Raw genomic sequence first — 22,497 nt, forward strand, 5'->3', positions numbered from 1 at the left:
ACGGGGTATCAACTAATCTGGCGTTGATTTTTGGCACGCTGTTGAGTTCTCAAGGAACGGACGCTTCCTTTGTACTCACCCGCAGAGACTCTCTGAGGCTTTCCTCCGGGCGCTTCCCTTCGGTGTTTCCAACCTTACCAGATTCTTTTTCCGTTCCGTTTCCGGTTCGGATTCAGTTTCCAGTGGCCGTTGGAGGGCCTTTGCCTTTCGGCGCTCCATCACTTTAGACCATTTCCTTGGCGGCTCATAATCGAGCCGCTGGAGAAATTCCGGCATGCCGGAATCCTGACCCATTTGGGAGACGATCTTCGGTGGTGGATGGCTGCGTCCAGGGGGCTCGAACGGCACGCCCTGCTCTCGCAGCTCGGTAGACACTAGGCGCTTCCGTGCCGCAAGTCAAGCCCGGCTCCGGCGCGGGACGTGCGCGCGGTACGGGCTCACCGTGGGGTCGCCGTCGATCCAGAAGCGCCAGGGGTGGGTGGCGCCGTCGCCGCTCACTCCGGTGCGGGGGCCCGTGCGGACCTGGTCGGTGGGGACGGGGGTGCCGGTCAGTACGGAGAGGGGGGACTCCGGGCCGGCGCAGGCGTCGGTGCCGTCGAGGGTGCGGTCGACGTCCAGGGCGGTGGCGAGGCGGGCCGGACCCTTGGCCAGTTCTCGATCGTTGCGGGCTGAAGCGCGGCGCTTCCTGGCCAGCTCGTGACCGGTCTGGATCTCGCCGGCGCGCAGGAGGACACCGCTGGCGTGACCCTCGGGGCCGCACACCAGGTTCAGGCAGTGCCACATGCCGTAGGTGAAGTAGACGTAGGCGTGACCGGGCGGGCCGAACATCACCGCGTTGCGCGCGGTGCGGCCGCGGAAGGCGTGGGAGCCGGGGTCGGCCTCGCCCGCGTACGCCTCGACCTCGGTGAGGCGGAGCTCGATGGGGCCGTCGTCCGTCAGCCGTACGAGCACGCGGCCGAGAAGGTCGGGCGCGACCTCCAGTACGGGTCGGTCGAAGAAGGAGCGCGGGAGCGGCGTACGGTCGGGGCTCTCGATCATGTCGTACGAGCGTAGTGGGGGACGGGCTACCGTCGTGGCGCGTTTCCGCGTACGGGAAGAACCAGAAGGACGAGAAGGAGCGAACATGGGGTTCAAGAAGCTGCTCGCGAGCCTGGGTGCGGGGGGTGCGTCCGTCGAGACGGTGCTCACCGAGGCGAACGTCGTGCCGGGCGGGGTCGTCCAGGGCGAGGTGCGGATCCAGGGCGGCACGGTGGACCAGCGGATCGAGGCGCTGTCGGTCGGGCTGCAGGCGCGGGTCGAGGTCGAGGGCGGCGATCAGGAGGTCAAGCAGGACATCGAGTTCGCGAAGGTCCGGCTCGGCGGGGCCTTCGAGGTGCAGGCCGGGGCGGTGCACGTGGTGCCGTTCGGGCTGGACATCCCGTGGGAGACGCCGGTCACGATGATCGCCGGGCAGCACCTGCGCGGCATGGACATCGGCGTGACGACCGAGCTGGAGATCGCGCGGGCCGTGGACTCGGGTGACCTGGACCCGATCAACGTCCACCCGCTGCCGGCGCAGCAGGCCATCCTCGACGCCTTCATCCAGCTGGGCTTCCGCGTCAGGAGCGCGGACATGGAGCGGGGGCACATTCGCGGGACGCGGCAGCGGCTGCCGTTCTACCAGGAGATCGAGTTCCTGCCGCCGCAGCAGTACCGGGGGCTGAACCAGGTCGAGCTGTCCTTCGTCGCGGACGAGCGCGAGATGGACGTGGTGCTGGAGATGGACAAGAAGCCGGGGCTGTTCAGCGAGGGCAGCGACTCGTACCGGGCGTTCAAGGTGGGGCTGAACGACTTCCGGAACACCGACTGGGTGGCGTACCTCAATCAGTGGCTCGCCGACGTCGGTGGCCGTCGCAACTGGCTCTAAGGTCGGTACGGAAAGCTCCGGACGACCGAAAGGGAGGTTCACAGCGTGGCAGAGGGGAAGAGGGCGCCGCTCCCTCACGACTTCCATCCGCCGGTGCCGTCGTTCACGGTGGTGAGCAAGGACATCGCGCCGGGTGCCGTGCTGGCGGACGCGCAGGTCTACGCCGAGGGGAACACCTCGCCGCATCTGCGGTGGGAGGGCTTCCCGGTGGAGACGGAGAGCTTCGCCGTGACGTGCTTCGACCCGGACGCGCCGACCGGGAGCGGGTTCTGGCACTGGGTGCTGTTCGACATTCCGGCGTCCGTCACCGAGCTGCCGGCGGGTGCGGGCAGTGGGGCGTTCGAGGGGCTGCCCGAGGGGGCCGTACACGTACGGAACGACTACGGGTCGCGGGACTTCGGCGGTGCGGCGCCGCCGGCCGGGGATCCGGCGCACCGGTATGTGTTCACCGTGTACGCGGTGGACCAGGAGAAGCTGGGTCCGGACGCGGACGCGTCGCCCGCGGTGGTGGGGTTCAACCTGCGGTTCCACACGCTGGCGCGCGCGCAGCTGATCGGTGAGTACGCGGCTCCCGCGGAGTCCTGACGTTCGCTCGTTGTTTGCCCGCTTCTGGTCTTGGAGAGATCAGAAGCGGGCATTTTTTATTGCGTTGTCCAACCCGGCCAGCCCGGCCAGAGTTGATCCAAGCCCGCCAGGGGGGTGGGCCGGCACACGGGAGGTGGGCGAGCGATGCGGGACACGCTGGTACTGAATGCGAGCTTCGAGCCACTGTCGACGGTGACGCTCAACCGTGCGGTGGTGCTGGTGCTGCAGGACAAGGCCGTTGTCGAGCAGTCCCATCCGCGCCTTCGTGTGCGTGCAGCGGCGGTTGAGCTGCCGGTGCCGCGGGTGATCAGGTTGTGCCGGTATGTCCGGGTGCCGTTCCGAAGACAGGCGCCGTGGTCGCGGCGGGGTGTGCTGGTCCGGGACCAGCACCGGTGCGCGTACTGCGGGAAACGCGCGACGACCGTGGACCACGTGGTGCCGCGGGCGCAGGGTGGGGGCGACAACTGGCTGAACACGGTGGCGTCCTGCGCCGAGGACAACCACCGCAAGGCGGACCGTACGCCGGAGCAGGCGGGGATGCCGTTGCTGCACCAGCCGTTCGTACCGTCTCCGGCGGACGCGATGCTGCTGGCTCTGGGGGTACGGGACCGGGCGGAGTTGCCGGAGTGGCTCGCGACGCAGGCGGCGGCCGCGTAGGCGAGGCTGCCGCCCGGGGAAGAGGAGCCCGTCTCGGGTCGAGGCGGGCTTCTTGCGTGTCAGCTCCTGGTGGTGAGTTGGACGATCGCGAAGAGGCCCACGACGATGATCAGGGCGCGGAGTGCGGTCGGGGGGAGGCGGCGGCCGACCTTGGCTCCGATCTGGCCGCCGATGGTGGAGCCGACGGCGATGAGCAGGACGGCGGTCCAGTCGAAGTGGGCGACGAAGAGGAAGAACAGCGCGGCGATGCTGTTGACGACGGCCGCGAGGATGTTCTTGGTGGCGTTGAGGCGCTGCAGGGTGTCGTGGAGCAGCATGCCCATGAGGGAGAGGTAGATGATCCCCTGGGCCGCGGTGAAGTAGCCGCCGTAGACGCTGGCGAGGAGCAGCCCGACGAAGAGCGCCGGGCCACCGGCGGGGTCACCGGTGGCCTCGTCGGTGCCCTGGCGCTCCCGGCGCCGCTGGACGGCCCGGGAGATGCGGGGTTGCAGGACGACCAGGACGAGGGCGAGCCCGACGAGGACGGGGACGATCGTCTCGAAGGCGGTCTCGGGCAGGAGCAGCAGCAGGATGGCTCCGCAGAGTCCGCCGATGGCCGCGGCCGTGCCGAGGCGCAGGATGCGGCGGCGCTGGCCGGTGAGTTCGGCGCGGTACCCGATGGCGCCGCTGATGGAGCCGGGGATGAGGCCGAGGGCGTTGGAGACGGTGGCCGTGACGGGCGGGATGCCGGTGGCGATCAGCACCGGGAAGGTGATGAGCGTGCCCGAGCCGACGATGGTGTTGATGGTGCCCGCGCCGATGCCCGCGGCGAAGACGGCGAGCATCTCCCAGATCGTCACGCTGTGTCCTTGCCCTTCGTGCAGGGTCGGTGCTTGGTGCACTGATCATGCACGAAGGGGGGGCACGTCAGTCCACCGGGGGCTCTTCGCGGCGCTGTTGCGGCGGCTGCTTGGCGGCGCCGCCGGTGTTGAAACCGGGGGTGCCGTTACCGATGTTGCCGAAGGCGCCGGAGAGGCCCTTGAGGGCGTCGCCGATCTCGCTGGGGACGATCCAGAGCTTGTTGGCGTCGCCTTCGGCGATCTTCGGGAGCATCTGGAGGTACTGGTAGGAGAGCAGCTTCTGGTCCGGGTCGCCGGCGTGGATGGCTTCGAAGACCGTGCGGACGGCCTGGGCCTCGCCCTCGGCGCGGAGGGCGGCTGCCTTGGCCTCGCCTTCGGCGCGGAGGATGGCGGACTGCTTCTCACCCTCGGCGGTCAGGATCTGCGACTGGCGGATGCCCTCGGCGGTGAGGATGGCGGCGCGCTTGTCGCGGTCGGCGCGCATCTGCTTCTCCATCGAGTCCTGGATGGAGGTCGGGGGCTCGATGGCCTTGAGCTCGACGCGGTTGACGCGGATGCCCCACTTGCCGGTGGCCTCGTCGAGGACGCCGCGCAGGGCCGCGTTGATCTCCTCGCGGGAGGTGAGGGTCCGCTCCAGGTCCATGCCGCCGATGATGTTGCGGAGGGTGGTGACGGTGAGCTGCTCGATGGCCTGGATGTAGCTGGCGACTTCGTAGGTGGCGGCGCGGGCGTCCGTCACCTGGTAGTAGATGACGGTGTCGATGTTGACGACCAGGTTGTCCTGGGTGATCACCGGCTGGGGCGGGAAGGGGACGACCTGTTCGCGCAGGTCGATCCGGTTGCGGATCGAGTCGATGAACGGGACGACGATGTTGAGGCCCGCGTTGAGCGTGCGCGTGTAGCGGCCGAAGCGCTCCACGATGGCGGCGCTGGCCTGCGGGATGACCTGGATCGTCTTGATCAGGGCGATGAAGACGAGCACCACCAGGATGACCAGGACGATAATGACTGATGGCATCGTGTTCCCCGTGTCCTTCGCTGCCGCGGTTGCTTTCGGTGATCGAGTTTCCCAGACGGCGGGGGGTGGCGTGCGCCGTTCTGTGGGGTTGACCGGGTTCCGTTACATGTCGATGTGGCACGTTCCGTGCGCCCGTGTGCCTCGCTGACGTTCCCTCACATAACCACGGCGGTCGCTCCGTCGATCTCGACCACGTCCACCTGCTGCCCCGGTTCGAAGGTTTGGTCGGCGTCGAGGGAGCGGGCGGACCAGACCTCGCCGGCGAGCTTGATCCGGCCGCCGCTGCCGTCGACCCGTTCCAGTACGACCGCCTGGCGGCCTCTCAGCGCGTCGACGTTCGTGGCGTGTTGGGGCCGGCCGTCGCGGTGGCGTGCGGCGATGGGGCGTACGACCGCGATGAGGGCGACGGAGACCGCGGCGAACACCACGACCTGGGCCACCACGCCCAGGCCGAGGGCCGCGGTGAGGGCTCCGGCGATCGCGCCGACGGACAGCATTCCCAATTCCGGCATCGCGGTCAGGACGAGTGGGATGCCGAGTCCCACCGCGCCGATCAGCCACCAGACCCATGCGTCGATGTCCACATCGTCATGGTAGGACCGGAGCCCGCTTCGCCGACAGGGCGCGGTGGGTGGGGGGTTGGGACCTACGAGAGGGGCAGGCCCTGGGCCGTGTAGCGCTCGCCGACGTGCTCGACGACCAGGGGGAGGCCGAAGCAGTGGGAGAGGTTGCGGGAGGTGAGCTCCGTCTCCACGGGGCCTGCGGCGAGGACCTTGCCCTGACGGATCATCAGGACGTGAGTGAAGCCCGGCGGGATCTCCTCGACGTGGTGCGTGACCATGATCATGGAGGGCGCGTACGGGTCGCGGGCGAGGCGGCCCAGGCGGCGGACCAGGTCCTCGCGGCCGCCGAGGTCCAGGCCCGCGGCCGGCTCGTCGAGGAGCAGCAGCTCGGGGTCGGTCATCATGGCGCGGGCGATCAGGGTGCGCTTGCGCTCGCCCTCGGAGAGGGTGCCGAACCTGCGGTCCAGGAACTCGGTCATGCCGAGGCGGTCGAGGAAGGCGCGGGCGCGCTGCTCGTCGACGGCGTCGTAGTCCTCGCGCCAGGTGGCCGTCATGCCGTACGCGGCGGTGAGGACGGTCTGCAGGACCGTCTGGCGCTTGGGCAGCTTGTCGGCCATGGCGATGCCGGCCATGCCGATGCGGGGGCGCAGGTCGAAGACGTCGACCTTGCCGAGCTGCTCGCCGAGGACGGTGGCGGTGCCGGCGCTCGGGAAGAGGTAGGTGGAGGCGACGTTGAGGAGGGTGGTCTTGCCGGCGCCGTTGGGGCCGAGGATCACCCAGCGCTCGCCCTCCTTGACCGACCAGGAGACGTCATCCACCAGAGCACGTCCGTCGCGGACCACGGATACGTCCACCAGCTCCAGTACATCGCTCATGAGCGCGTTGTCTCCCCTATGCGGTCTGTCGGGTCTTGTGGTCGCTCGCGCCTGTGGGCGCGGCTCCCAGGGGAAAACCTACGCCACCGGTGCGGCGGGGCGGTCGTTAGGGGCGGTTCGGGGCGGTGGCCCGGGGGGTGCCCGGGCCAGTGCCTAGGGTGGGGGCATGCTTTCGGAACCACGTTCAGGACGGTTGGCCGCATGGGGGAACGCCCTGCTGGCCGGGTTGGTCTCGCCCGACGAGGCCGTGCTCGCGATTGTCGGGGACGACGCGGTGCACCGCGTGGAGGGGCTTCCGGGCGAGGCGGGGCCGGTCGGGCTGACGCTGGCGCTGGGGCGGCTGCGGGCGCTCGGGGTGACCGGGTGGCGGGTGGCGCTGCCGGCGCCGGGGCATCCGCTGGGGCTGAGCGGGCCGCCGGAGTTCAACGCGCGGGCGCTGGAGGCGGAGGAGGCGGTGGTCGGGTACGGGGCCGGCTTCGGGCTCGTACCCGAGGTGTACGAGGCGGGGCCGGCCGGGGACGTGCACGTCGAGGTGGTGTGGCACTGCCTGCCGGTGCGGGAGGCTCCGCCGGCGGACGTGCCGTCGCTCGGGGAGGCCGAGCGGGAACTGGCGGAGGCGCTGCGGGAGGCGACGGTGGTGCTGACGCGGCTGGACGTGGCGGCGTCGGGGCCGGTGGCGGAGGCGGCGCTGGACGCGTACCGGGCGCGGGCGGAGGTGGGGCGCGAGGTGCTGGCGCCGGGGTATCCGCCGCGGGCGGTGCGGGTGTTGGAGCTGGCGCAGCGGGTGGCGTTCCTGGTCACGCTGGCGTACGGCAACGGGCACGGCGGGGCGGTAAGCGCGTCGGAGATGGCGGCGCGGACGGCGGCGCTGCGGCCGGTGGAGCGGGTAGCGCGGCGGGCGCAGGTGGCGGCGTTCAACGCGTACGTGGAGGAGCGGGAGCGCGGGCGGGGGTGAGGGCCCCTATGGCGTGAGGTCGCGTGGGGCCCCTGTTGTGGGGCTCCGCCCGAAGCCGACCGGCCGGGCCTGGCCGGGCATGGCGACGGCCCCCAGGTGGGGGCTGGGGGCCGTGGCGTGGGGCCGGCGTCAGCGTCAGTGGTTGACGGACGTGTTGCCGAAGGCCGGGTTCAGCGCACCGATGACGTTGACGCTGTTGCCGTTGACGTTCACCGGGACGTGGACCGGGGCCTGGATCAGGTTGCCGGAGCCGACGCCCGGGGAACCGATGGCGGCACCGTCCGCGTGCGCGCCGGTGGCGGACGCGGCGCCCGCGGCGGCGGCGACCAGCCCGCCGGCGAGCAGGGTCACGGTGGCGGCCTTCTTCAGGTTCTTCACTTCTGGAATCCTCCGTTGGACATCGCTGCGGAGATCACCGCAGCACGCCCTGGAGAACGGCCGCACGCCCCCCAGGTTGCGCCGAGTGGGTGACATACACACGACGGTATGAATCTCTGACTTATATGGGGCTGCCGGTTGACTAGCCCGCCAGGCCGTGGCGCACCGCCCACAGCGCCGCCTGGGTGCGGTCCGCGAGGTCCAGCTTCATGAGGATGTTCGAGACGTGGGTCTTGACCGTCTTCTCGGAGAGGACCAGCGCGCGGGCGATCTCGCGGTTCGAGCGGCCGTCGGCGATCAGGCCGAGGACCTCGCGCTCCCGTTCGGTGAGGGTGCCGCCGCGGCCCGTGCCGCCGTTGCCCTCGTCCTGGCTGAGGAGCGCTCCGGCCACCTCCTGCTGGAGGAGGACATGGCCCGCGTGGACGGAACGGATGGCGCCGGCCAGGGCGTCCGGGTCCACGTCCTTGTACACGTACCCGGAGGCGCCCGCGCGCAGGGCGGGCACGACGGTGCGCTGCTCGGTGAAGCTCGTGACGATCAGCACCTTCGCCGGGTTGGCCTGCTCGCGCAGCTTGCGCAGGGCCTCGATGCCGTCCATGCCCGGCATCTTGACGTCCATGAGCACGACGTCCGGGCGGAGCTCCTCCGCGCGGGCCACTCCCTCGGCGCCGTCCGCCGCCTCCCCCACGACCTCGATGTCGTCCTGGACCTCCAGGAAGGTGCGCAGTCCGCGGCGGACCACCTGGTGGTCGTCGACCAGCAGGACGCGGATGCCGGTCTTCGCCTTGTGCACGGCGTCAGCCACCGGGGACCTCCATCTCGATCGTGGTGCCCTTGCCGGGCTCGGACTGGACCGTGAGCCTTCCGCCCACGCCGCTCGCCCGGTCCCGCATGGAGACCAGGCCGAGGTGACGGCCCGCCCTGCGGACCGTGCGCGGTTCGAAACCCTTGCCGTTGTCGGTGACGCTGAGGAGCGCGCCCTGGCCGTGCCGGTGGAGGGAGACGGACACCAGGTCCGCGCCGGAGTGGCGCAGGGCGTTGTGCAGGGCCTCCTGGGCGACGCGGAGGACGGCCTCCTCCTGCGCGGCAGGCAGCGCGCGTATCCCCCGGGCGTCGAAGGTGACGTGCGCGCTGTGGGCGCGGTCGAGGACCTGGATCTGCGTGCGCAGGGTGTGGACGAGGCCGTCCTCGTCGAGCGCGGCCGGCCGCAGCTCGACGACCGCGGCGCGCAGCTCGTCCGCGGCTTCGGCGGCGAGCGCGGCGACCTGCTGGAGCTCCCCCTTGGCGCGGGCCGGGTCCCGGTCGACGAGGGCGGCCGCGGCCTGGGCGGTCAGCCGCAGGGAGAAGAGCTTCTGGCTGACGGCGTCGTGCAGCTCGTGGGCGAGGCGGGAGCGCTCCTCGGCGATGGTGAGCTCACGGCTGCGCTCGTACAGCCGGGCGTTGGTGAGGGCGATCGCGGCGTGCTGGGCGAGGATGCCGAGCAGTTCCTCGTCCTCCTCCGTGAAGCCGCAGCGCTGCTCGGCGCCGACGGGCCGCGCGCAGCGCTTGTTGGCGAGGAACAGCGCGCCGATCGTCTCGTCGCCGTCCCGGATCGGCAGGCCCAGGAAGTCGGCCAGGTCGGGGTGGGCGTCGGGCCAGCCCTCGAAGCGGGGGTCCTTGCGGACGTCGGCGAGGCGCTCGGGCTTCGCCTCGTGGAGCATCGCGGCGAGGATGCCGTGCTGGCGGGGCAGCGGGCCGATCGCCTTCCACTGCTCCTCGCTGACCCCGTCCACCACGAACTGGGCGAAGCCGCCGTGGTCGTCGGGCACGCCCAGCGCCGCGTACTCGGCGTCCAGCAGCTCGCGGGCCGAGGCGACGATCGTCTTGAGGACGTCGCGCACCTCGAGGTGCCTGCTCATCGCCAGTAGGGCGGTGCTGACGGCGGCGAGGCCGGAGCGGGGCGGTCGCTCTCGTCGATCGGTCATGCGTTCACGTTACCGGTGGGGTGTGACAGTCCGTATCCGACCGGGGACGGCGGCCTGCTGGGCCTGCGGGCCTAGGTCGAAGTGCCGCTCCGGTCGAGTCCTTCGGACGAGGCGGCGGGTGGCGTACGCGTTCGAGGCTGGGGGCACCGAGACGGACCCGACGCAAGCAAAGGGGATGGGTGTCATGGCTGTCGCGATCATCACGGGGGCGTCCAAGGGACTCGGGCGCGCGCTCGCCGGGGCGCTCGCCCGGGAGGGCTGGGACCTGGTGCTGGACGCCAGGACCGGCCCCGTACTGGAGGAGAGCGCGCAGGAGGCGAGGGCGCACGGGACCCGGGTGGTGGCGCTGCCCGGGGACGTGACGGACGCGGCGCACCGCGCGGCGCTGGTGGCGGCGGCGCGGGAGCTGGGCGGGCTGGACCTGCTGGTGAGCAACGCCAGCGCGCTGGGCGCCGAGCCGCTCGTCCGGCTGGACACGTTGCCGCTTGCGGGGCTGCGGGTGGCGCTGGAGACCAATGTGGTCGCCGCCCTCGGGCTCGTACAGGAGGCGCTGCCGCTGCTGAGGGCCGGCGCGGAGGGCGGGACGGTGATCGCGGTCAGCTCGGACGCGGCCGTGGAGGCGTACGAGACGTGGGGCGGGTACGGGGCGTCGAAGGCGGCGCTGGACCTGCTGGCGGCGGTGCTGGCCGTCGAGGAGCCGGGGCTGCGGGTGTGGGCGGTGGATCCGGGTGACATGCGGACGGACCTGTATCAGGCCGCCGTCCCCGTCGACGACGACTCGGGCCGTCCCAGTCCGGAGTCGGTGGCGCCGGCCTTTCTGTGGCTGCTGGCGGAGCGGCCGGCGAGCGGGCGTTACGCGGCGTCCGCCCTGCTGGGGGCGGGGGCGTGACGGCGCCGGTGCGCGGGCTGGACGCGCTGCGGGTGCCGGAGGAGCTGTCCGCGCGGGTGCCCGCCGAGCAGCGCGGGAGCGGGCGGGACGACGTGCGGCTGCTCGTGTCGCAGGGCCTTGCGGTGTCGCACCGGTCCTTCCGGGAGCTGCCGGGGCTGCTGCGGGCCGGGGACGTGCTGGTGGTGAACACGTCGCCCACGCTCGCGGCCGCCGTCAGCGGGCGGATCGGCGCGGAGGCCGTGGTCGTGCACTTCTCGACGTACGGGGACGACGGGCGCTGGGCCGTGGAAGTGCGCGCGCCGGACGGACGGGGCAGCACCCGGCCGCGCGCCGGGGGTCCGGTCGGCGGGGTCGTACGGCTGCCGGGCGGCGCCCGGCTCGTACTGGAGGAGCCGCTGGTGGCCGGTGGGTCGCGGCTGTGGTGGGCGTCGGTGTCCTCGTCGACGTCGGTGTCGGTCGGCGTGCCGGAGCTGCTGTCGCGGTACGGGCGGCCCATCCGGTACGGGTACACCGAGCGGGACCAGCCGCTCGCCGCGTACCAGACGGTCTTCGCGCGGCCCTCGCCGGACGGGGCCGGCTCGGCGGAGATGCCGAGCGCGGGGCGGCCCTTCACGGCGGGGATGGTCGCGGAGCTGGTCAGCCGGGGGGTGCAGTTCGCGCCGGTGACGCTGCATACGGGCGTGGCGTCGGCGGAGGCGCACGAGCCGCCGTACCCGGAGCGCTTCGCGGTGCCGGCGGCCACGGCGTGGCTGGTGAACGCGGCGCGGGCGGCCGGGGGCCGGGTGGTGGCCGTGGGGACGACGGCGGTGCGGGCGCTGGAGTCGGCGGCGGGCCAGGACGGCGTCGTTCGGGGGGCGGCGGGGTGGACGGACCTGGTGGTGACGCCGGGGCGCGGGGTGCGGGTGGTGGAGGGGCTGCTGACCGGGTTGCACGAGCCGCGGGCCTCGCACCTGCTGATGCTGGAGGCGGTCGCGGGGCGGGAGGCGCTCGAGCGCGCCTATGCCCGGGCGCTGCGGGGCCGGTATCTGTGGCACGAGTTCGGGGACGTACATCTGCTGTTGCCCGACTGCCCGACAGGCACTCACTGAGCGCATTGCGCGTGCAACAGATGGTGAGGCTGTTACACGGCCGATGTGAGCCCGCGCATAGGACGCAGGTCACTTACGAAGCGGCGTAGTGGTGATGTAAGGACCGGATCAGCCCTGGTTGAGGGGGTGGCGTGGGCGATTTGTGCCACTTGGCGCCACCTCCTGATCCACTACCTCGGATCGTACGTCACACCTTTGCCAGGGGTTTTTGCGCCAGCTAAGAATTGCAGCCGTTGCCCGCCGAGCAGGCGCAGCGCCACCCGGCCAGGCGACGTCCCGCGATTCGAAGAGGTACGACTGCATGTCCGCGTCCAGGACCCCCGGCTTCAGCCGTCTCAAGAAGAACCACAAGAAGCTTTCCCTCGCCGGCGTGGCCGCCATCGGCGCCGTCGCCGTGGCGTTCAGCGCCGTTCCGAGCAACGCTTCCCCCGCGAAGACCGTCGAGCCGCAGGCCGTCGCCGCCGCCGCTCCGGTCGCGTGGGGTGGCAAGCAGGCCGCCGGCACCCTCCAGCTGGGCATCAACGACCAGCTGACCACGATCGAGCTCAAGGCGAAGGCCGACGCCGCCGCCGCGAAGGCCCAGGCCGCGGCCGCCGCCAAGGCCAAGGCCGCTGCCGCCGCCAAGGCGAAGGCCCAGGCCGAGGCCGCCGCGAAGAAGCGTGCCGCCGCGAAGGCCGCCGCCAGCCGCGCCGCCGCCCGCAAGCCGGTGTACGCGAACAACCTCGACGGCTGGATCCGCGAGGCGCTCGACATCATGAAGAAGCACAACATCCCGGGCACCTACGAGGGCATCCACCGCAACATCATGCGGGAGTCCAGCGGTAACCCCCGGGCCATCAACAACTGGGACATCAACGCCATCAATGGTGTCCCGTCGAAGGGCCTGCTCCAGGTCATCTACCCGACCTTCAAGGCCTACCACGTGCCGGGCACCAAGTTCGACCAGTACGACCCGGTCGCCAACATCGTCGCGGCCTGCAACTACGCGGCCGACCGGTACGGCTCCATGGACAACGTGAACAGCGCCTACTGAGCCGGTTCACTCATGCCGAAGGGCGGCACCCCGTGCGGGTGCCGCCCTTCGGCGTGTGCTGGTGCCACGTACTACTTGCGCATGACCTCCGGCTCGTGGCGGCGCAGCAGGCGCGCCACGATCACGCCGCAGAGGGCGCCGAGGGCGAGGAGCGCGCCCATGTCGACCATCCACATACCGATCTCGTGGTCCCACAGCGGGTCGGTGTCGGTCGGGTCGTCCTGGTTGGGGAAGAGGACGTTCAGCTGGGCGGTCGTGCCGGCGGCGGCCACGGCCCAGCGGGACGGCATGAGGTACGAGAACTCGTTGACGCCGACCTGGCCGTGCAGGGTGAACAGGCAGCCGGTGAAGACGACCTGGATGATCGCGAACATCACCAGCAGCGGCATGGTCTTCTCGGCCGTCTTCACCAGCGAGGAGATGATCAGGCCGAACATCATGGAGGTGAAGCCGAGCGCCATGATCGGCAGGCTCAGTTCCAGGCGTACGAGGGACGAGCCGAAGATCAGGCCCTCGTCCGGCACCTCACGCATGCCGAAGCCGATGCCGCCGATGATCGCACCCTGCACGATGGTGATCAGACCGAGGACGATCACCTTCGACATCAGGTATGCCGAACGTGACAGGCCCGTGGCCCGTTCCCGTTCGTAGATGACCCGTTCCTTGATCAGTTCTCGTACGGAGTTGGCCGCACCGGCGAAGCAGGCGCCCACCGCGAGGATCAGCAGGATCGTGGCCGCGCTGCCGTTCGGGCCGCGCGGGCTGGGCCGGAGCCCGTAGTTCGAGCTGATCAGCGTGGAGACCACGCCGAGAACAGCCGGCAGGATCACCATCAGCGCCATGAAGCCCTTGTCCGACGCGATGACGGACAGGTAGCGGCGGATCAGGGTCCACAGCTGCGCGCCCCAGCCCTGCGGCTTGGGCGGGCGCATCGCCTGGGCCGACGGCATCTGGACCGACTGCGGGGCGACGGCGTCGAGGTCCGCGGCGTACATCTGGTAGTGCTGCGAGCCCTTCCAGCGGCCCGCCCAGTCGTAGTCGCGGTAGTTCTCGAAGGCGGAGAAGACGTCGGCCCAGGTCTCGTAGCCGAAGAAGTTGAGCGCCTCCTCCGGCGGGCCGAAGTACGCCACCGAGCCGCCGGGCGCCATGACCAGCAGCTTGTCGCAGAGCGCGAGCTCGGCGACGGAGTGCGTGACGACGAGGACCGTGCGGCCGTCGTCGGCCAGGCCGCGCAGCAGCTGCATGACGTCGCGGTCCATGCCCGGGTCGAGACCGGAGGTCGGCTCGTCCAGGAAGATGAGCGACGGCTTGGTCAGCAGCTCCAGGGCGACGGAGACGCGCTTGCGCTGGCCGCCGGAGAGGGCGGTGATCTTCTTGGTCTTGTGGATGTCGAGCTTCAGCTCGCGCAGGACCTCGTCGATCCGCGCCTCGCGCTCCTGCTCGGTGGTGTCGGCGGGGAAGCGCAGCTTCGCGGCGTACTTCAGCGCGGTCCGGACGGTCAGCTCCTTGTGCAGGATGTCGTCCTGCGGGACCAGACCGATGCGCTGACGCAGCTCGGCGAACTGCTTGTACAGGTTCCGGTTGTCGTAGAGGACGTCGCCCTGGTTGGCGGGGCGGTAACCGGTGAGCGCCTTGAGCAGCGTGGACTTGCCGGAGCCGGAGGGGCCGATGACCGCGATGAGCGACTTCTCCGGGACGCCGAAGGAGACGTCCTTCAGGATCTGCTTGCCGCCGTCGACCGTGACGGTGAGGTGGCGTGCGGAGAAGGAGATCTCACCGGTGTCGACGAACTCCTCGAGGCGGTCGCCGACGAGCCGGAACGTCGAGTGACCGACACCGACCGTGTCGTTCGGGCCGATGAGCGCCGAGCCCGACTTGGGCAGCGGCTGGCCGTTGACGTACGTGCCGTTGTGCGAGCCGAGGTCGCGGATCTCGAAGCGGCCGTCGGGGGTCGCGTGGAACTCGGCGTGGTGGCGCGAGACCTGGAGGTCGGAGACGACCAGGTCGTTCTCGAGCGCACGACCGATGCGCATCACCCGGCCGAGGGCCACCTGGTGGAAGGTGGTCGGGCTCCGGTCACCGCCGTAGGCCGGCGGGGCCCCCGCCGCGCCGCCGCCCTGGGCCGGGACCTTCGGGGCGTACTGCTGCTGGGCGGGGCCGGCCGGGGCTGCCGCGCCGCCGCCGTGCGAGCTGTGCTGCTGCTGGTGCGGTACGTGGGGCTGCTGCGCCTGCTGCGGCTGCTGCCAGCCCTGCTGCTGGGGGGCGGCGGCAGGCGCCTGGTGCTGCTGGGGCCAGCCCTGCTGCTGGGCCTGGTGGGGCTGCTGCGGGTGCTGGGGCCCTGGAGAGGCCTGGGGCATCTGCGGGGCCGCGCCCTGTGCGTTGTACGCGGCAGCACCCGTGAGATTCAGCCGCGGGCCGTCGGTGGCGTTACCGAGGTGGACGGCCGACCCGGGGCCGAGCTCCATCTGCTGGATCCGCTGGCCCTGCACATAGGTGCCGTTGGTGGAGCCGTGGTCCTCGATGAGCCAACTGCGGCCGTCCCACCTGATCGTGGCATGCCGCCACGAGACCCTTGCGTCGTCGATCACCAGGTCGCCCTGCGGATCCCGGCCAAGGGTGTACGACCTGGACGCATCGAGCGTCCAGGTCCTTCCGTTCAATTCCAGTACGAGTTCCGGCACTCCATGCCCCACTAGTTGTCCCCCGAGTGACCCCCGTCGCGGGGAGTCTAGGGATGCGAACATCGTGGGGAACTATTTCAGGCCCGGTCCCGTATTCGAAAGTCGGGCGGTGTGAAGAGGCCGCGCAGGCCTGCGCGATGGCACCCACGACTGTGTACGGATCAGGATCGAACAGGGCAACTCGGATCTCCGTGGGAGTCGTTCGCCCGGGTACGGAATCGGTGGCGCCGGGACGCCGTGCGTACCGGGCAGGCTACGGAATCCGCAGGATCGGCACTACGCGCGGGTGGCCGGAAGGCGGGGGCCGGCCCGGGGGCTCGCACGGGTGTCCGGTACGCGGGACAGGGGAAGCCCGGGCCGCGTGGGCCGGATACGGTGGAGGGACCATGAGCGCATCGCAGACCTCCGACGTACCCACCCTTCTCGTCAAGATCTTCGGGAAGGACCGGCCCGGGATCACCGCCGGGCTGTTCGACACCCTCGCCGCCTTCTCCGTCGACGTGGTCGACATCGAGCAGGTCGTGACCCGGGGCCGCATCGTCCTGTGCGCGCTCGTCACCGAGCCCACGGTGAGCACGGAGGGTGAGCTGCGGGCCACCGTCCACAGCTGGGCGGAGTCGCTGAAGCTCCAGGCGGAGATCATCTCGGGTACCGGTGACAACCGGCCGCGCGGCGTCGGCCGCTCGCACGTCACCGTGCTGGGACACCCGCTGACCGCCGAGAACACGGCGGCCATAGCGGCGACGATCACCGGGACCGGCGGGAACATCGACCGCATCTTCCGGCTGGCGAAATATCCGGTGACGGCGGTGGAGTTCGCCGTGTCCGGTACGGAGACGGCGCCGCTGCGCACCGCCCTCGCCACCGAGGCCGCCGAGATCGGCGTGGACGTGGCCGTCGTGTCGGCGGGGCTGCACCGCCGCGCCCAGCGGCTGGTCGTCATGGACGTCGACTCCACGCTCATCCAGGACGAGGTGATCGAGCTCTTCGCGGCGCACGCCGGCTGCGAGGACGAGGTCGCCGAGGTCACCGCCGCGGCCATGCGCGGTGAGCTGGACTTCGAGCAGTCGCTGCACGCGCGCGTGGCGCTGCTCGCCGGGCTGGACGAGTCGGTCGTGGACAAGGTGCGGGCGGAGGTCCGGCTGACGCCGGGCGCGCGCACCCTGATCCGTACCCTCAAGCGGCTCGGCTACCAGGTGGGTGTGGTGTCGGGCGGCTTCACCCAGGTCACGGACGACCTGCAGGCCCGGCTCGGGCTCGACTTCGCCTCCGCCAACACGCTGGAGATAGTCGATGGCAAGCTGACCGGCCGCGTGACCGGCGAGATCGTCGACCGGGCGGGCAAGGCGCGGCTGCTGCGCCGGTTCGCCGCCGAGGCGGGCGTGCCGCTGGCCCAGACCGTCGCGATCGGCGACGGCGCCAACGACCTGGACATGCTCAACGCGGCGGGGCTGGGTGTGGCCTTCAACGCCAAGCCGGTGGTACGCCGCGCCGCGCACACCGCCGTCAACGTGCCCTTCCTCGACACGGTCCTCTACCTGCTGGGGATCACGCGGGAAGAGGTCGAGGCCGCGGACGGTGGCGTGTCCTAGCGCGATCGCGGGACCGAGGGGGCCCGGACACCGAGTCGGTGTCCGGGCCCTTTGTCGTTCGTACGGGTGGAAGGGCCGGGGTGCGAAGGCCCAGATGGCGAAGGGCCGGGTTACTCGTGCGGCGCCCAGTAGCCGGTGAGCGTGCCGACGCCGTGTTCCACCGACTTCCAGGAGCCGGCGAACTCCACGACCGCGAACGCGGCGGTCGGGAAGCCGCCCCGGTTCATCCGGGCCAGCGTGTCCCCCTCCGCGGTCCCGGCCAGGGCATCGGCGAGGGCGTGCATGCCCGGGTTGTGGCCGATGACGAGGACGTTGTCCACTTCGTCGGAGGTCTCGTTGAGCAGCGCGATGAGATCGCCGAGCGAGGCTTCGTAGAGCCGCTCCTCGTACACGGTCTTGGGTCGCTGGGGCAGCTCCGACACCACGAGCTTCCACGTCTCGCGGGTCCTGACCGCGGTCGAGCACAGGGCCAGATCGAAGGTGATGCCCGTCTCGGCGAGCCGACGGCCGGCCACGGGTGCGTCCTTGCGGCCTCGGTCGGCCAGCGGCCGCTCGTGGTCGGACACCTGGGGCCAGTCGGCCTTCGCATGCCGGAGTAGCACGATCCTGCGGGGTGTATCGACGCTCATGGCCCCAGCTTCGCATGAAAGCCGCCACGGGGCGCAGGGTGTTGACCGGCTCTCCCCTCAGAGGGAGAGCGTCTGTTGGATGTGTTCGAGTATGCGTCCCACCGCTGGGTCCCCACCCGCCGCATGCGCCTCACGACCCCCGGTGATCAGCGCCAGCAGGGCGGCGAAGGCCAGCACCGGAAGGGTGAGGGCCCACCAGGTCAGCCGGGTGTCGACGCTTCCGGTGACGCCGCCGGTGGCGTGGGGCCGGGGGTGCGTACGAGCCGACATGGCCGCCTCCGTGGGTGCGTGGTCCGGGATCCGCGGTCCGTGATCCGTGGTCGTGGTCCGCGAGCGCGCAGGCCGCGGGGCCCGGCGTCTCGACGTACCTCAGACGTTACGGATCACGCAGGCCCCGGCCCATCCGGTGATCCACCCACTTCACCCTGAGCCAGGCCCCCTAGGGGACCGGGGGCTACCCCCAATGTCACGGAGAGGCGATCGATGCGACGATGCCGATGATCAAGCCGATCAGCAACATCGCGCCGAGCACACCGAGCAGCTTCTTCTGACCGTTCTGGGGGTTCGGGTCAAGCACAGGTTCCATGCCGCCCAGTCTCGCATCTCAGATTTCGTCCTCGATCGTGCGGTCCCGTCCGGCCAGGACGCCGACGGCCATCTGCGGCACCATCAGCCCGGCCATGAGGGCCAGCGGCACGTCCCAGCCGCCGCTGTGCTGGTAGAGCGCGCCGACCAGCATCGGGCCCGGGATGGAGATGAGGTAGCCGACGCTCTGGGCGAAGGCGGAGAGCCGCACGACACCGCCACCGGTGCGCGAGCGCATGCCGATCATGGTGAGGGCGAGCGGGAAGGAGCAGTTCGAGACGCCCAGCAGCACCGCCCAGAGCCACGCCCCGCCGGCCGGGGCGAAGAAGAGGCCCGCGTATCCGCTCAGTCCGCACAGGCAGAGGGCGACCACGATGGGGCCCTGGTTCTTCATCCGTCCGGCCAGCCGGGGGATGACGAAGGCGAGCGGCACGCCCATCACCATCGTCACGGCGAGCAGGACGCCCGCGGTACCGGCGGAGACACCGGCGTCGCGGAAGATCTGCGGCATCCAGCCCATGGTGATGTACGCGCCGGTGGCCTGGAGCCCGAAGAAGACGCCGAGCGCCCAGGCGGTCCGGCTCCGGGTGATCCGCACGGTGGGCGCGCCGGCGGAACGGTCCGCCGCGGCACCACGCTCCCCCGTGCCACCCGCCGGGCCTTCCGTCTGGCGCCCCACCGCGCCCTCCGCCGTCGCGGCGGTCCGCCCCCGGTCGCATACGAGCGGCAGCCACGCCAGGGCCGCGAGGGCGGCGAGGGCCGCCCACACGCCCAGGCCCGTGCGCCAGCTGCCGCCCAGCGCGTCCGTCATGGGCACGGTCGCGGCGGCCGCGAGGGAGGTGCCGAGCGCCAGGGCCATCGAGTACAGGCCGGTCATGCTGCCGACCCGGTCGGGGAAGTACCGCTTGACGATCACCGGCATCAGGACGTTGCTGAGGGCGATGCCCATCAGCGCGAGGGCGCTGGCGGCGAGGAAGGCCGCCGTACCGCCGGTGAAGGGCCGGATGGCCAGGCCGAGCGCGATGGCGGTCATGCCGGCGAACACGACCGCCGCAGGCCCGAAGCGGCGGGCGAGCCGGGGCGCGGTGATGCCGAAGACGGCGAAGCACAGCGGCGGTACGGAGGTGAGCACGCCGGCCACGCTGCCGCTCATGTGCAGCCCGTCGCGGACCTCTTCGAGGAGGGCGCCGAGGCTGGTGATGGCGGGGCGGAGGTTCAGCGCGGCGAGGACGAGTCCGAGGATGAGGAGCCGGGGCAGCCAGACGGCGACCTTCCGCCCGGGCACGGTCGCCTCTCGTCCGCCCTCGGGGGCGGAGGCCGAGCCCATGGCGCCGGCCTGGCGGGGTACCGGCGAGGGGGCGGCGGTCGTGGTGCGGGTCGGCTTCTTCGTCGTGGTCTGGGTCAGCGGCTCGTCGGACATGGAACCATCATAGAATCATGGGATGATTGGCTGTCCAATCGTCGTCAGCCCGCCTCCCTTCTCACCACGCCGAGGAGCCCCCATGGCGCTCAGCACTCCCCGCCGGTCCGGGCTCACCGATCAGGTGATCGCCGAGCTCCGCAACCAGATCACCTCGGGCGAGTGGCCGATCGGTTCGCGCATCCCCACCGAGCCGGAGCTGGTCCAGCAGTTGGGCGTGGCCCGCAACACGATCCGTGAGGCGGTCCGCGCGCTGGCGCACAACGGCCTGCTGGACATCCGCCAGGGCTCGGGCACGTACGTCATCGCGACCAGCGAACTGGCCGGGGTGATGCACCGCCGCTTCTCCGGCGCCGACCCGCGGCACATCGCCGAGCTCCGCTCCACGCTGGAGTCGGCGGCCGCGCGCCTGGCCGCCGAGCGCCGCACCGACCGGGACATCAAGCAGTTGGACGCCCTGCTCGCGCGGCGCGAGGAGGCCTGGGAGGCGGGCGACGCGGAGCGGTTCGTGGCGGTGGACTCGACGTTCCACCTGGCCGTGGTGGCGGCCTCGCACAACGACGTCATGACGGAGCTCTACGCCGACCTCGGCCATCTCGTCCGCGACTGGCTGCGCGACGACGTGGGGCAGGAGCTGCGCCCGGAGTACCACATGGACCACGCGCGGCTGGTGGAGGCCATCCGCGCGGGCGACGCGGAGCGGGCGGCCTCGGAGGCGGCCGGCTACCCCTTCATGTGCCTGCGCCAGTCCGGCGCGGCGGCCGAAGCACCCGAGCGCCGGGCTCAGCCGCGTACCGGCTCGTGAGTGATCCAGGCGGCGCGTACCTCTTTCCAGCACCGCTCGGTCAGCTCGGCGTAGGCGGTGGGGCCCACCTCGACGGCGGCGCTGTCGGAGTCGATGTCCCACCAACGGTCGCACTCGACGTGCAGCCGGACCCGATCCGTGCGGGGGTAGGGGTTGTGACAGTGCGCGGTGACGCGGGAGCCCTCGACCGAGGTACGGCATGAGGCGACGTACCGTTCGTCGTTTTCGGCATATGCCTGGGCGCTGAGGGCGGGCCCCCACAGGAGTGCCGCCACGGCCGCCAGGGCCAGGTGCTTCGTACGCACAGCCACACCTCCTCCCCGATCAACGGACACGAGTATCCGTTCTGCACCAGTGTGCCGTGATCACGGCGACTCTTCGACTCGAGCGCCGGCCGGGCGCGCGCGAAGGGCCACGCCCGAAGGGCCGCGCCCCCGTCCGTGGCGGGGGGCGCGGCCCTTCGGGTCACCCTGTTGCGCGTGACGCGGTGGGCTCAGGCGCCCATGATGTGCACGCCGCCGTCGACGTGGACGATCTCGCCGGTCGTCTTCGGGAAGAAGTCCGACAGCAGCGCGACGACACCGCGGCCGGCCGGCTCCGGGTCGGACATGTCCCACTGCAGCGGGGAGCGCTCGTCCCAGACCTTCGCGAGGTCGCCGAAGCCCGGGATGGACTTGGCGGCCATCGAGCCGATCGGTCCGGCCGAGATGAGGTTGCAGCGGATGTTCTGCTTGCCCAGGTCGCGGGCGAGGTAGCGGCTGGTGGCCTCCAGCGCGGCCTTGGCCGGGCCCATCCAGTCGTACTGCGGCCAGGCGTACTGCGCGTCGAAGGTCAGGCCGACGACGGAGCCGCCGTTCTGCATCAGCGGCAGGCAGGCCATGGTCAGCGACTTCAGCGAGAAGGCGGAGACGTGCATCGCGGTCGCCACCGACTCGAACGGCGTGTTGAGGAAGTTGCCGCCGAGCGCGTCCTGCGGGGCGAAGCCGATGGAGTGGACGACGCCGTCGAGGCCGCCGAGCTCCTCGCCGACCACGTCCGCGAGGCGGTTCAGGTGCTCGTCGTTGGTGACGTCGAGCTCGATGACCTTGGCGGGCTTGGGCAGCTTCTTGGCGATGCGCTCGGTCAGCGTGGGCCGCGGGAAGGCCGTCAGGATGACCTCGGCGCCCTGCTCCTGGGCCACCTTGGCGGTGTGGAAGGCGATGGACGACTCCATCAGCACACCGGTGATCAGGATCCGCTTGCCCTCGAGAATTCCGCTCATGTGATCAGTGACCCATGCCCAATCCGCCGTCAACCGGGATGACGGCTCCAGTGATGTACGAGGCGTCGTCGGACGCGAGGAACCGGACGGTGGCGGCGATCTCCTCGGGCTGCGCGTAGCGGCCGAGCGGCACCTGGGCGACGATGCCCGCGCGCTGCTCCTCGGTCAGCACCTTGGTCATGTCGGTGTCGACAAAGCCGGGTGCGACGACGTTGAACGTGATGTTGCGCGATCCCAGCTCACGGGCGAGCGAGCGCGCGAAGCCGACGAGCGCGGCCTTGGAGGCGGCGTAGTTCGCCTGGCCGGCCGAGCCGAGCAGGCCGACCACGGAGGAGATGAGGACGACGCGGCCCTTCTTGGCGCGCAGCATGCCGCGGTTGGCGCGCTTGACCACGCGGAAGGTGCCGGTGAGGTTGGTGTCGATGACGGAGGTGAAGTCCTCCTCCGACATGCGCATCAGCAACTGGTCCTTGGTGACACCGGCGTTGGCCACCAGCACCTCCACCGGACCGTGCTTCTCCTCGATCTCCTTGTAGGCCTGCTCCACCTGCTCGGCGTCGGTGATGTCACACCTGACCGCAAGGAACCCTGCGTCGGCGAGCTCTGCCGGATCGCCGGACCGGTACGTGATGGCGACCTTGTCGCCGGCGTCGGCGAACGCGCGGGCGATGGCGAGGCCGATGCCCCGGTTTCCTCCGGTGACAAGAACCGAGCGGCTCAACAGATCACCCTTTCCCTTGCATGGTGCGGTACCCCGAAAACCTATCGGTCCGC

General features: G+C 71.1%; 26 protein-coding genes. 10 read left to right on the forward strand and 16 right to left on the reverse strand.

All coding sequences use genetic code 11. The features are described from left to right. The coding region (locus ABZX67_RS27530) for a hypothetical protein (protein WP_355365331.1) at window positions 1-227 on the forward strand (227 nt) is incomplete at its 5' end. 169 nt (window positions 228-396) lie between these two features. Here ABZX67_RS27530 and ABZX67_RS27535 read toward each other — a convergent pair. Beyond that, window positions 397-1,038, reverse strand: a complete 642-nt coding sequence (locus ABZX67_RS27535; protein WP_355365333.1) for a DNA-3-methyladenine glycosylase — start codon at window positions 1,036-1,038, stop codon at window positions 397-399. An 85-nt stretch (window positions 1,039-1,123) separates the two neighbouring features. Here ABZX67_RS27535 and ABZX67_RS27540 point away from each other — a divergent pair, with 85 nt between their 5' ends. From ABZX67_RS27540 to ABZX67_RS27550, 3 genes are all read left to right on the forward strand, one after another. After that, on the forward strand, window positions 1,124-1,906 hold the full coding sequence (locus ABZX67_RS27540; RefSeq protein ID WP_355365335.1) for a sporulation protein: 783 nt from the start codon (window positions 1,124-1,126) through the stop codon (window positions 1,904-1,906). A 45-nt stretch (window positions 1,907-1,951) separates the two neighbouring features. Beyond that, window positions 1,952-2,491 (forward strand): YbhB/YbcL family Raf kinase inhibitor-like protein, encoded by a 540-nt coding sequence (locus ABZX67_RS27545; protein ID WP_355365337.1) that lies wholly within the window; start codon window positions 1,952-1,954, stop codon window positions 2,489-2,491. A gap of 144 nt (window positions 2,492-2,635) precedes the next feature. Further along, window positions 2,636-3,148, forward strand: coding sequence for an HNH endonuclease (locus ABZX67_RS27550; protein WP_355365340.1), 513 nt, complete (start codon window positions 2,636-2,638; stop codon window positions 3,146-3,148). Window positions 3,149-3,207: 59 nt separating this feature from the next. Here the strand turns inward: ABZX67_RS27550 and ABZX67_RS27555 are convergent, their stop codons facing one another. The 4 genes from ABZX67_RS27555 to ABZX67_RS27570 form a co-directional block, all read right to left on the reverse strand. After that, entirely contained in the window at window positions 3,208-3,987 is a 780-nt protein-coding gene (locus ABZX67_RS27555; RefSeq protein ID WP_355365343.1) for a sulfite exporter TauE/SafE family protein, read from the reverse strand. A 67-nt stretch (window positions 3,988-4,054) separates the two neighbouring features. Beyond that, window positions 4,055-5,005 (reverse strand): SPFH domain-containing protein, encoded by a 951-nt coding sequence (locus ABZX67_RS27560; protein WP_031072403.1) that lies wholly within the window; start codon window positions 5,003-5,005, stop codon window positions 4,055-4,057. Between the two features lie 155 nt (window positions 5,006-5,160). Continuing rightward, window positions 5,161-5,589, reverse strand: coding sequence for an NfeD family protein (locus ABZX67_RS27565; RefSeq protein ID WP_355365347.1), 429 nt, complete (start codon window positions 5,587-5,589; stop codon window positions 5,161-5,163). A 62-nt stretch (window positions 5,590-5,651) separates the two neighbouring features. Further along, the gene (locus ABZX67_RS27570) at window positions 5,652-6,443 is read right to left on the reverse strand and encodes an ABC transporter ATP-binding protein (protein ID WP_355365350.1); all 792 of its coding nucleotides are present in this window, start codon (window positions 6,441-6,443) and stop codon (window positions 5,652-5,654) included. 166 nt (window positions 6,444-6,609) lie between these two features. Here ABZX67_RS27570 and ABZX67_RS27575 point away from each other — a divergent pair, with 166 nt between their 5' ends. Continuing rightward, window positions 6,610-7,398: a hypothetical protein gene (locus tag ABZX67_RS27575; RefSeq protein ID WP_355365353.1), complete on the forward strand. Its 789-nt coding sequence runs from the start codon at window positions 6,610-6,612 to the stop codon at window positions 7,396-7,398. 135 nt (window positions 7,399-7,533) lie between these two features. On the opposite strand, the gene ABZX67_RS27580 is transcribed toward ABZX67_RS27575, so the two are convergent. The 3 genes from ABZX67_RS27580 to ABZX67_RS27590 form a co-directional block, all read right to left on the reverse strand. Continuing rightward, on the reverse strand, window positions 7,534-7,776 hold the full coding sequence (locus ABZX67_RS27580) for a chaplin (RefSeq protein ID WP_355365356.1): 243 nt from the start codon (window positions 7,774-7,776) through the stop codon (window positions 7,534-7,536). A 142-nt stretch (window positions 7,777-7,918) separates the two neighbouring features. After that, window positions 7,919-8,581, reverse strand: a complete 663-nt coding sequence (locus ABZX67_RS27585; RefSeq protein WP_355365359.1) for a response regulator transcription factor — start codon at window positions 8,579-8,581, stop codon at window positions 7,919-7,921. Continuing rightward, a complete protein-coding gene (locus tag ABZX67_RS27590; RefSeq protein ID WP_355365362.1) occupies window positions 8,574-9,740 on the reverse strand; it encodes a GAF domain-containing sensor histidine kinase in 1,167 nt (388 codons plus the stop codon). The genes ABZX67_RS27585 and ABZX67_RS27590 overlap by 8 nt, the downstream gene beginning before the upstream one ends. 184 nt (window positions 9,741-9,924) lie before the next feature. Between ABZX67_RS27590 and ABZX67_RS27595 the strand changes: the two genes are divergently transcribed. The 3 genes from ABZX67_RS27595 to ABZX67_RS27605 all read left to right on the forward strand — a co-directional run bounded on the left by ABZX67_RS27595 (window position 9,925) and on the right by ABZX67_RS27605 (window position 12,750). Then, window positions 9,925-10,629, forward strand: coding sequence for an SDR family oxidoreductase (locus ABZX67_RS27595; protein WP_355365365.1), 705 nt, complete (start codon window positions 9,925-9,927; stop codon window positions 10,627-10,629). After that, on the forward strand, window positions 10,626-11,717 hold the full coding sequence (locus ABZX67_RS27600) for an S-adenosylmethionine:tRNA ribosyltransferase-isomerase (protein WP_355365368.1): 1,092 nt from the start codon (window positions 10,626-10,628) through the stop codon (window positions 11,715-11,717). Before ABZX67_RS27595 ends, ABZX67_RS27600 begins: the two co-directional genes overlap by 4 nt. 301 nt (window positions 11,718-12,018) lie before the next feature. Next, window positions 12,019-12,750: a transglycosylase SLT domain-containing protein gene (locus ABZX67_RS27605; RefSeq protein ID WP_355365371.1), complete on the forward strand. Its 732-nt coding sequence runs from the start codon at window positions 12,019-12,021 to the stop codon at window positions 12,748-12,750. Between the two features lie 71 nt (window positions 12,751-12,821). Here the strand turns inward: ABZX67_RS27605 and ABZX67_RS27610 are convergent, their stop codons facing one another. Continuing rightward, window positions 12,822-15,431 carry an FHA domain-containing protein gene (locus ABZX67_RS27610; RefSeq protein ID WP_355365374.1) on the reverse strand — a complete coding sequence of 870 codons (2,610 nt, stop codon included), beginning with the start codon at window positions 15,429-15,431 and terminating at the stop codon, window positions 12,822-12,824. Window positions 15,432-15,817: 386 nt separating this feature from the next. On the opposite strand from ABZX67_RS27610, the gene serB reads away from it, so the two are divergent. Then, window positions 15,818-17,023 (forward strand): phosphoserine phosphatase SerB, encoded by a 1,206-nt coding sequence (gene serB / locus ABZX67_RS27615; RefSeq protein ID WP_355365377.1) that lies wholly within the window; start codon window positions 15,818-15,820, stop codon window positions 17,021-17,023. Between the two features lie 110 nt (window positions 17,024-17,133). Here the strand turns inward: serB and ABZX67_RS27620 are convergent, their stop codons facing one another. The 4 genes from ABZX67_RS27620 to ABZX67_RS27635 all read right to left on the reverse strand — a co-directional run bounded on the left by ABZX67_RS27620 (window position 17,134) and on the right by ABZX67_RS27635 (window position 19,657). After that, the gene (locus tag ABZX67_RS27620) at window positions 17,134-17,652 is read right to left on the reverse strand and encodes a histidine phosphatase family protein (RefSeq protein WP_355365380.1); all 519 of its coding nucleotides are present in this window, start codon (window positions 17,650-17,652) and stop codon (window positions 17,134-17,136) included. Window positions 17,653-17,709: 57 nt separating this feature from the next. Further along, entirely contained in the window at window positions 17,710-17,922 is a 213-nt protein-coding gene (locus tag ABZX67_RS27625; RefSeq protein ID WP_355365383.1) for a hypothetical protein, read from the reverse strand. A 196-nt stretch (window positions 17,923-18,118) separates the two neighbouring features. Beyond that, window positions 18,119-18,229: an SGM_5486 family transporter-associated protein gene (locus ABZX67_RS27630; protein WP_355365492.1), complete on the reverse strand. Its 111-nt coding sequence runs from the start codon at window positions 18,227-18,229 to the stop codon at window positions 18,119-18,121. A 27-nt stretch (window positions 18,230-18,256) separates the two neighbouring features. Continuing rightward, on the reverse strand, window positions 18,257-19,657 hold the full coding sequence (locus ABZX67_RS27635) for an MFS transporter (RefSeq protein WP_355365386.1): 1,401 nt from the start codon (window positions 19,655-19,657) through the stop codon (window positions 18,257-18,259). Window positions 19,658-19,739: 82 nt separating this feature from the next. Between ABZX67_RS27635 and ABZX67_RS27640 the strand changes: the two genes are divergently transcribed. Continuing rightward, window positions 19,740-20,462: a FadR/GntR family transcriptional regulator gene (locus ABZX67_RS27640; RefSeq protein ID WP_355365389.1), complete on the forward strand. Its 723-nt coding sequence runs from the start codon at window positions 19,740-19,742 to the stop codon at window positions 20,460-20,462. On the opposite strand, the gene ABZX67_RS27645 is transcribed toward ABZX67_RS27640, so the two are convergent. The 3 genes from ABZX67_RS27645 to fabG all read right to left on the reverse strand — a co-directional run bounded on the left by ABZX67_RS27645 (window position 20,441) and on the right by fabG (window position 22,444). Continuing rightward, entirely contained in the window at window positions 20,441-20,725 is a 285-nt protein-coding gene (locus tag ABZX67_RS27645) for a hypothetical protein (RefSeq protein WP_355365495.1), read from the reverse strand. The two genes, ABZX67_RS27640 and ABZX67_RS27645, sit on opposite strands and share 22 nt — an antisense overlap. Before the next feature lie 230 nt (window positions 20,726-20,955). Then, window positions 20,956-21,723 (reverse strand): enoyl-ACP reductase FabI, encoded by a 768-nt coding sequence (gene fabI / locus ABZX67_RS27650; protein ID WP_355365392.1) that lies wholly within the window; start codon window positions 21,721-21,723, stop codon window positions 20,956-20,958. Between the two features lie 4 nt (window positions 21,724-21,727). After that, window positions 21,728-22,444, reverse strand: a complete 717-nt coding sequence (gene fabG / locus ABZX67_RS27655; protein ID WP_355365395.1) for a 3-oxoacyl-[acyl-carrier-protein] reductase — start codon at window positions 22,442-22,444, stop codon at window positions 21,728-21,730. Window positions 22,445-22,497: the final 53 nt, after the last annotated feature.

This window comes from Streptomyces sp. NPDC003036 (genome assembly GCF_040611175.1).
In the GTDB taxonomy this organism is placed as follows: Bacteria; Actinomycetota; Actinomycetes; order Streptomycetales; family Streptomycetaceae; genus Streptomyces.

Coding starts and splice junctions, on each gene's coding strand:
- fabI (WP_355365392.1), bottom strand. CDS start 21,723: ATGAGCGGAATTCTCGAGGGCAAGCGGATCCTGATCACCGGTGTGCTG.
- ABZX67_RS27535 (WP_355365333.1), bottom strand. CDS start 1,038: ATGATCGAGAGCCCCGACCGTACGCCGCTCCCGCGCTCCTTCTTCGAC.
- ABZX67_RS27605 (WP_355365371.1), top strand. CDS start 12,019: ATGTCCGCGTCCAGGACCCCCGGCTTCAGCCGTCTCAAGAAGAACCAC.
- ABZX67_RS27620 (WP_355365380.1), bottom strand. CDS start 17,652: ATGAGCGTCGATACACCCCGCAGGATCGTGCTACTCCGGCATGCGAAG.
- ABZX67_RS27570 (WP_355365350.1), bottom strand. CDS start 6,443: ATGAGCGATGTACTGGAGCTGGTGGACGTATCCGTGGTCCGCGACGGA.
- ABZX67_RS27640 (WP_355365389.1), top strand. CDS start 19,740: ATGGCGCTCAGCACTCCCCGCCGGTCCGGGCTCACCGATCAGGTGATC.
- ABZX67_RS27595 (WP_355365365.1), top strand. CDS start 9,925: ATGGCTGTCGCGATCATCACGGGGGCGTCCAAGGGACTCGGGCGCGCG.
- ABZX67_RS27540 (WP_355365335.1), top strand. CDS start 1,124: ATGGGGTTCAAGAAGCTGCTCGCGAGCCTGGGTGCGGGGGGTGCGTCC.
- ABZX67_RS27635 (WP_355365386.1), bottom strand. CDS start 19,657: ATGTCCGACGAGCCGCTGACCCAGACCACGACGAAGAAGCCGACCCGC.
- ABZX67_RS27560 (WP_031072403.1), bottom strand. CDS start 5,005: ATGCCATCAGTCATTATCGTCCTGGTCATCCTGGTGGTGCTCGTCTTC.
- ABZX67_RS27575 (WP_355365353.1), top strand. CDS start 6,610: ATGCTTTCGGAACCACGTTCAGGACGGTTGGCCGCATGGGGGAACGCC.
- ABZX67_RS27550 (WP_355365340.1), top strand. CDS start 2,636: ATGCGGGACACGCTGGTACTGAATGCGAGCTTCGAGCCACTGTCGACG.
- ABZX67_RS27590 (WP_355365362.1), bottom strand. CDS start 9,740: ATGACCGATCGACGAGAGCGACCGCCCCGCTCCGGCCTCGCCGCCGTC.
- serB (WP_355365377.1), top strand. CDS start 15,818: ATGAGCGCATCGCAGACCTCCGACGTACCCACCCTTCTCGTCAAGATC.
- ABZX67_RS27625 (WP_355365383.1), bottom strand. CDS start 17,922: ATGTCGGCTCGTACGCACCCCCGGCCCCACGCCACCGGCGGCGTCACC.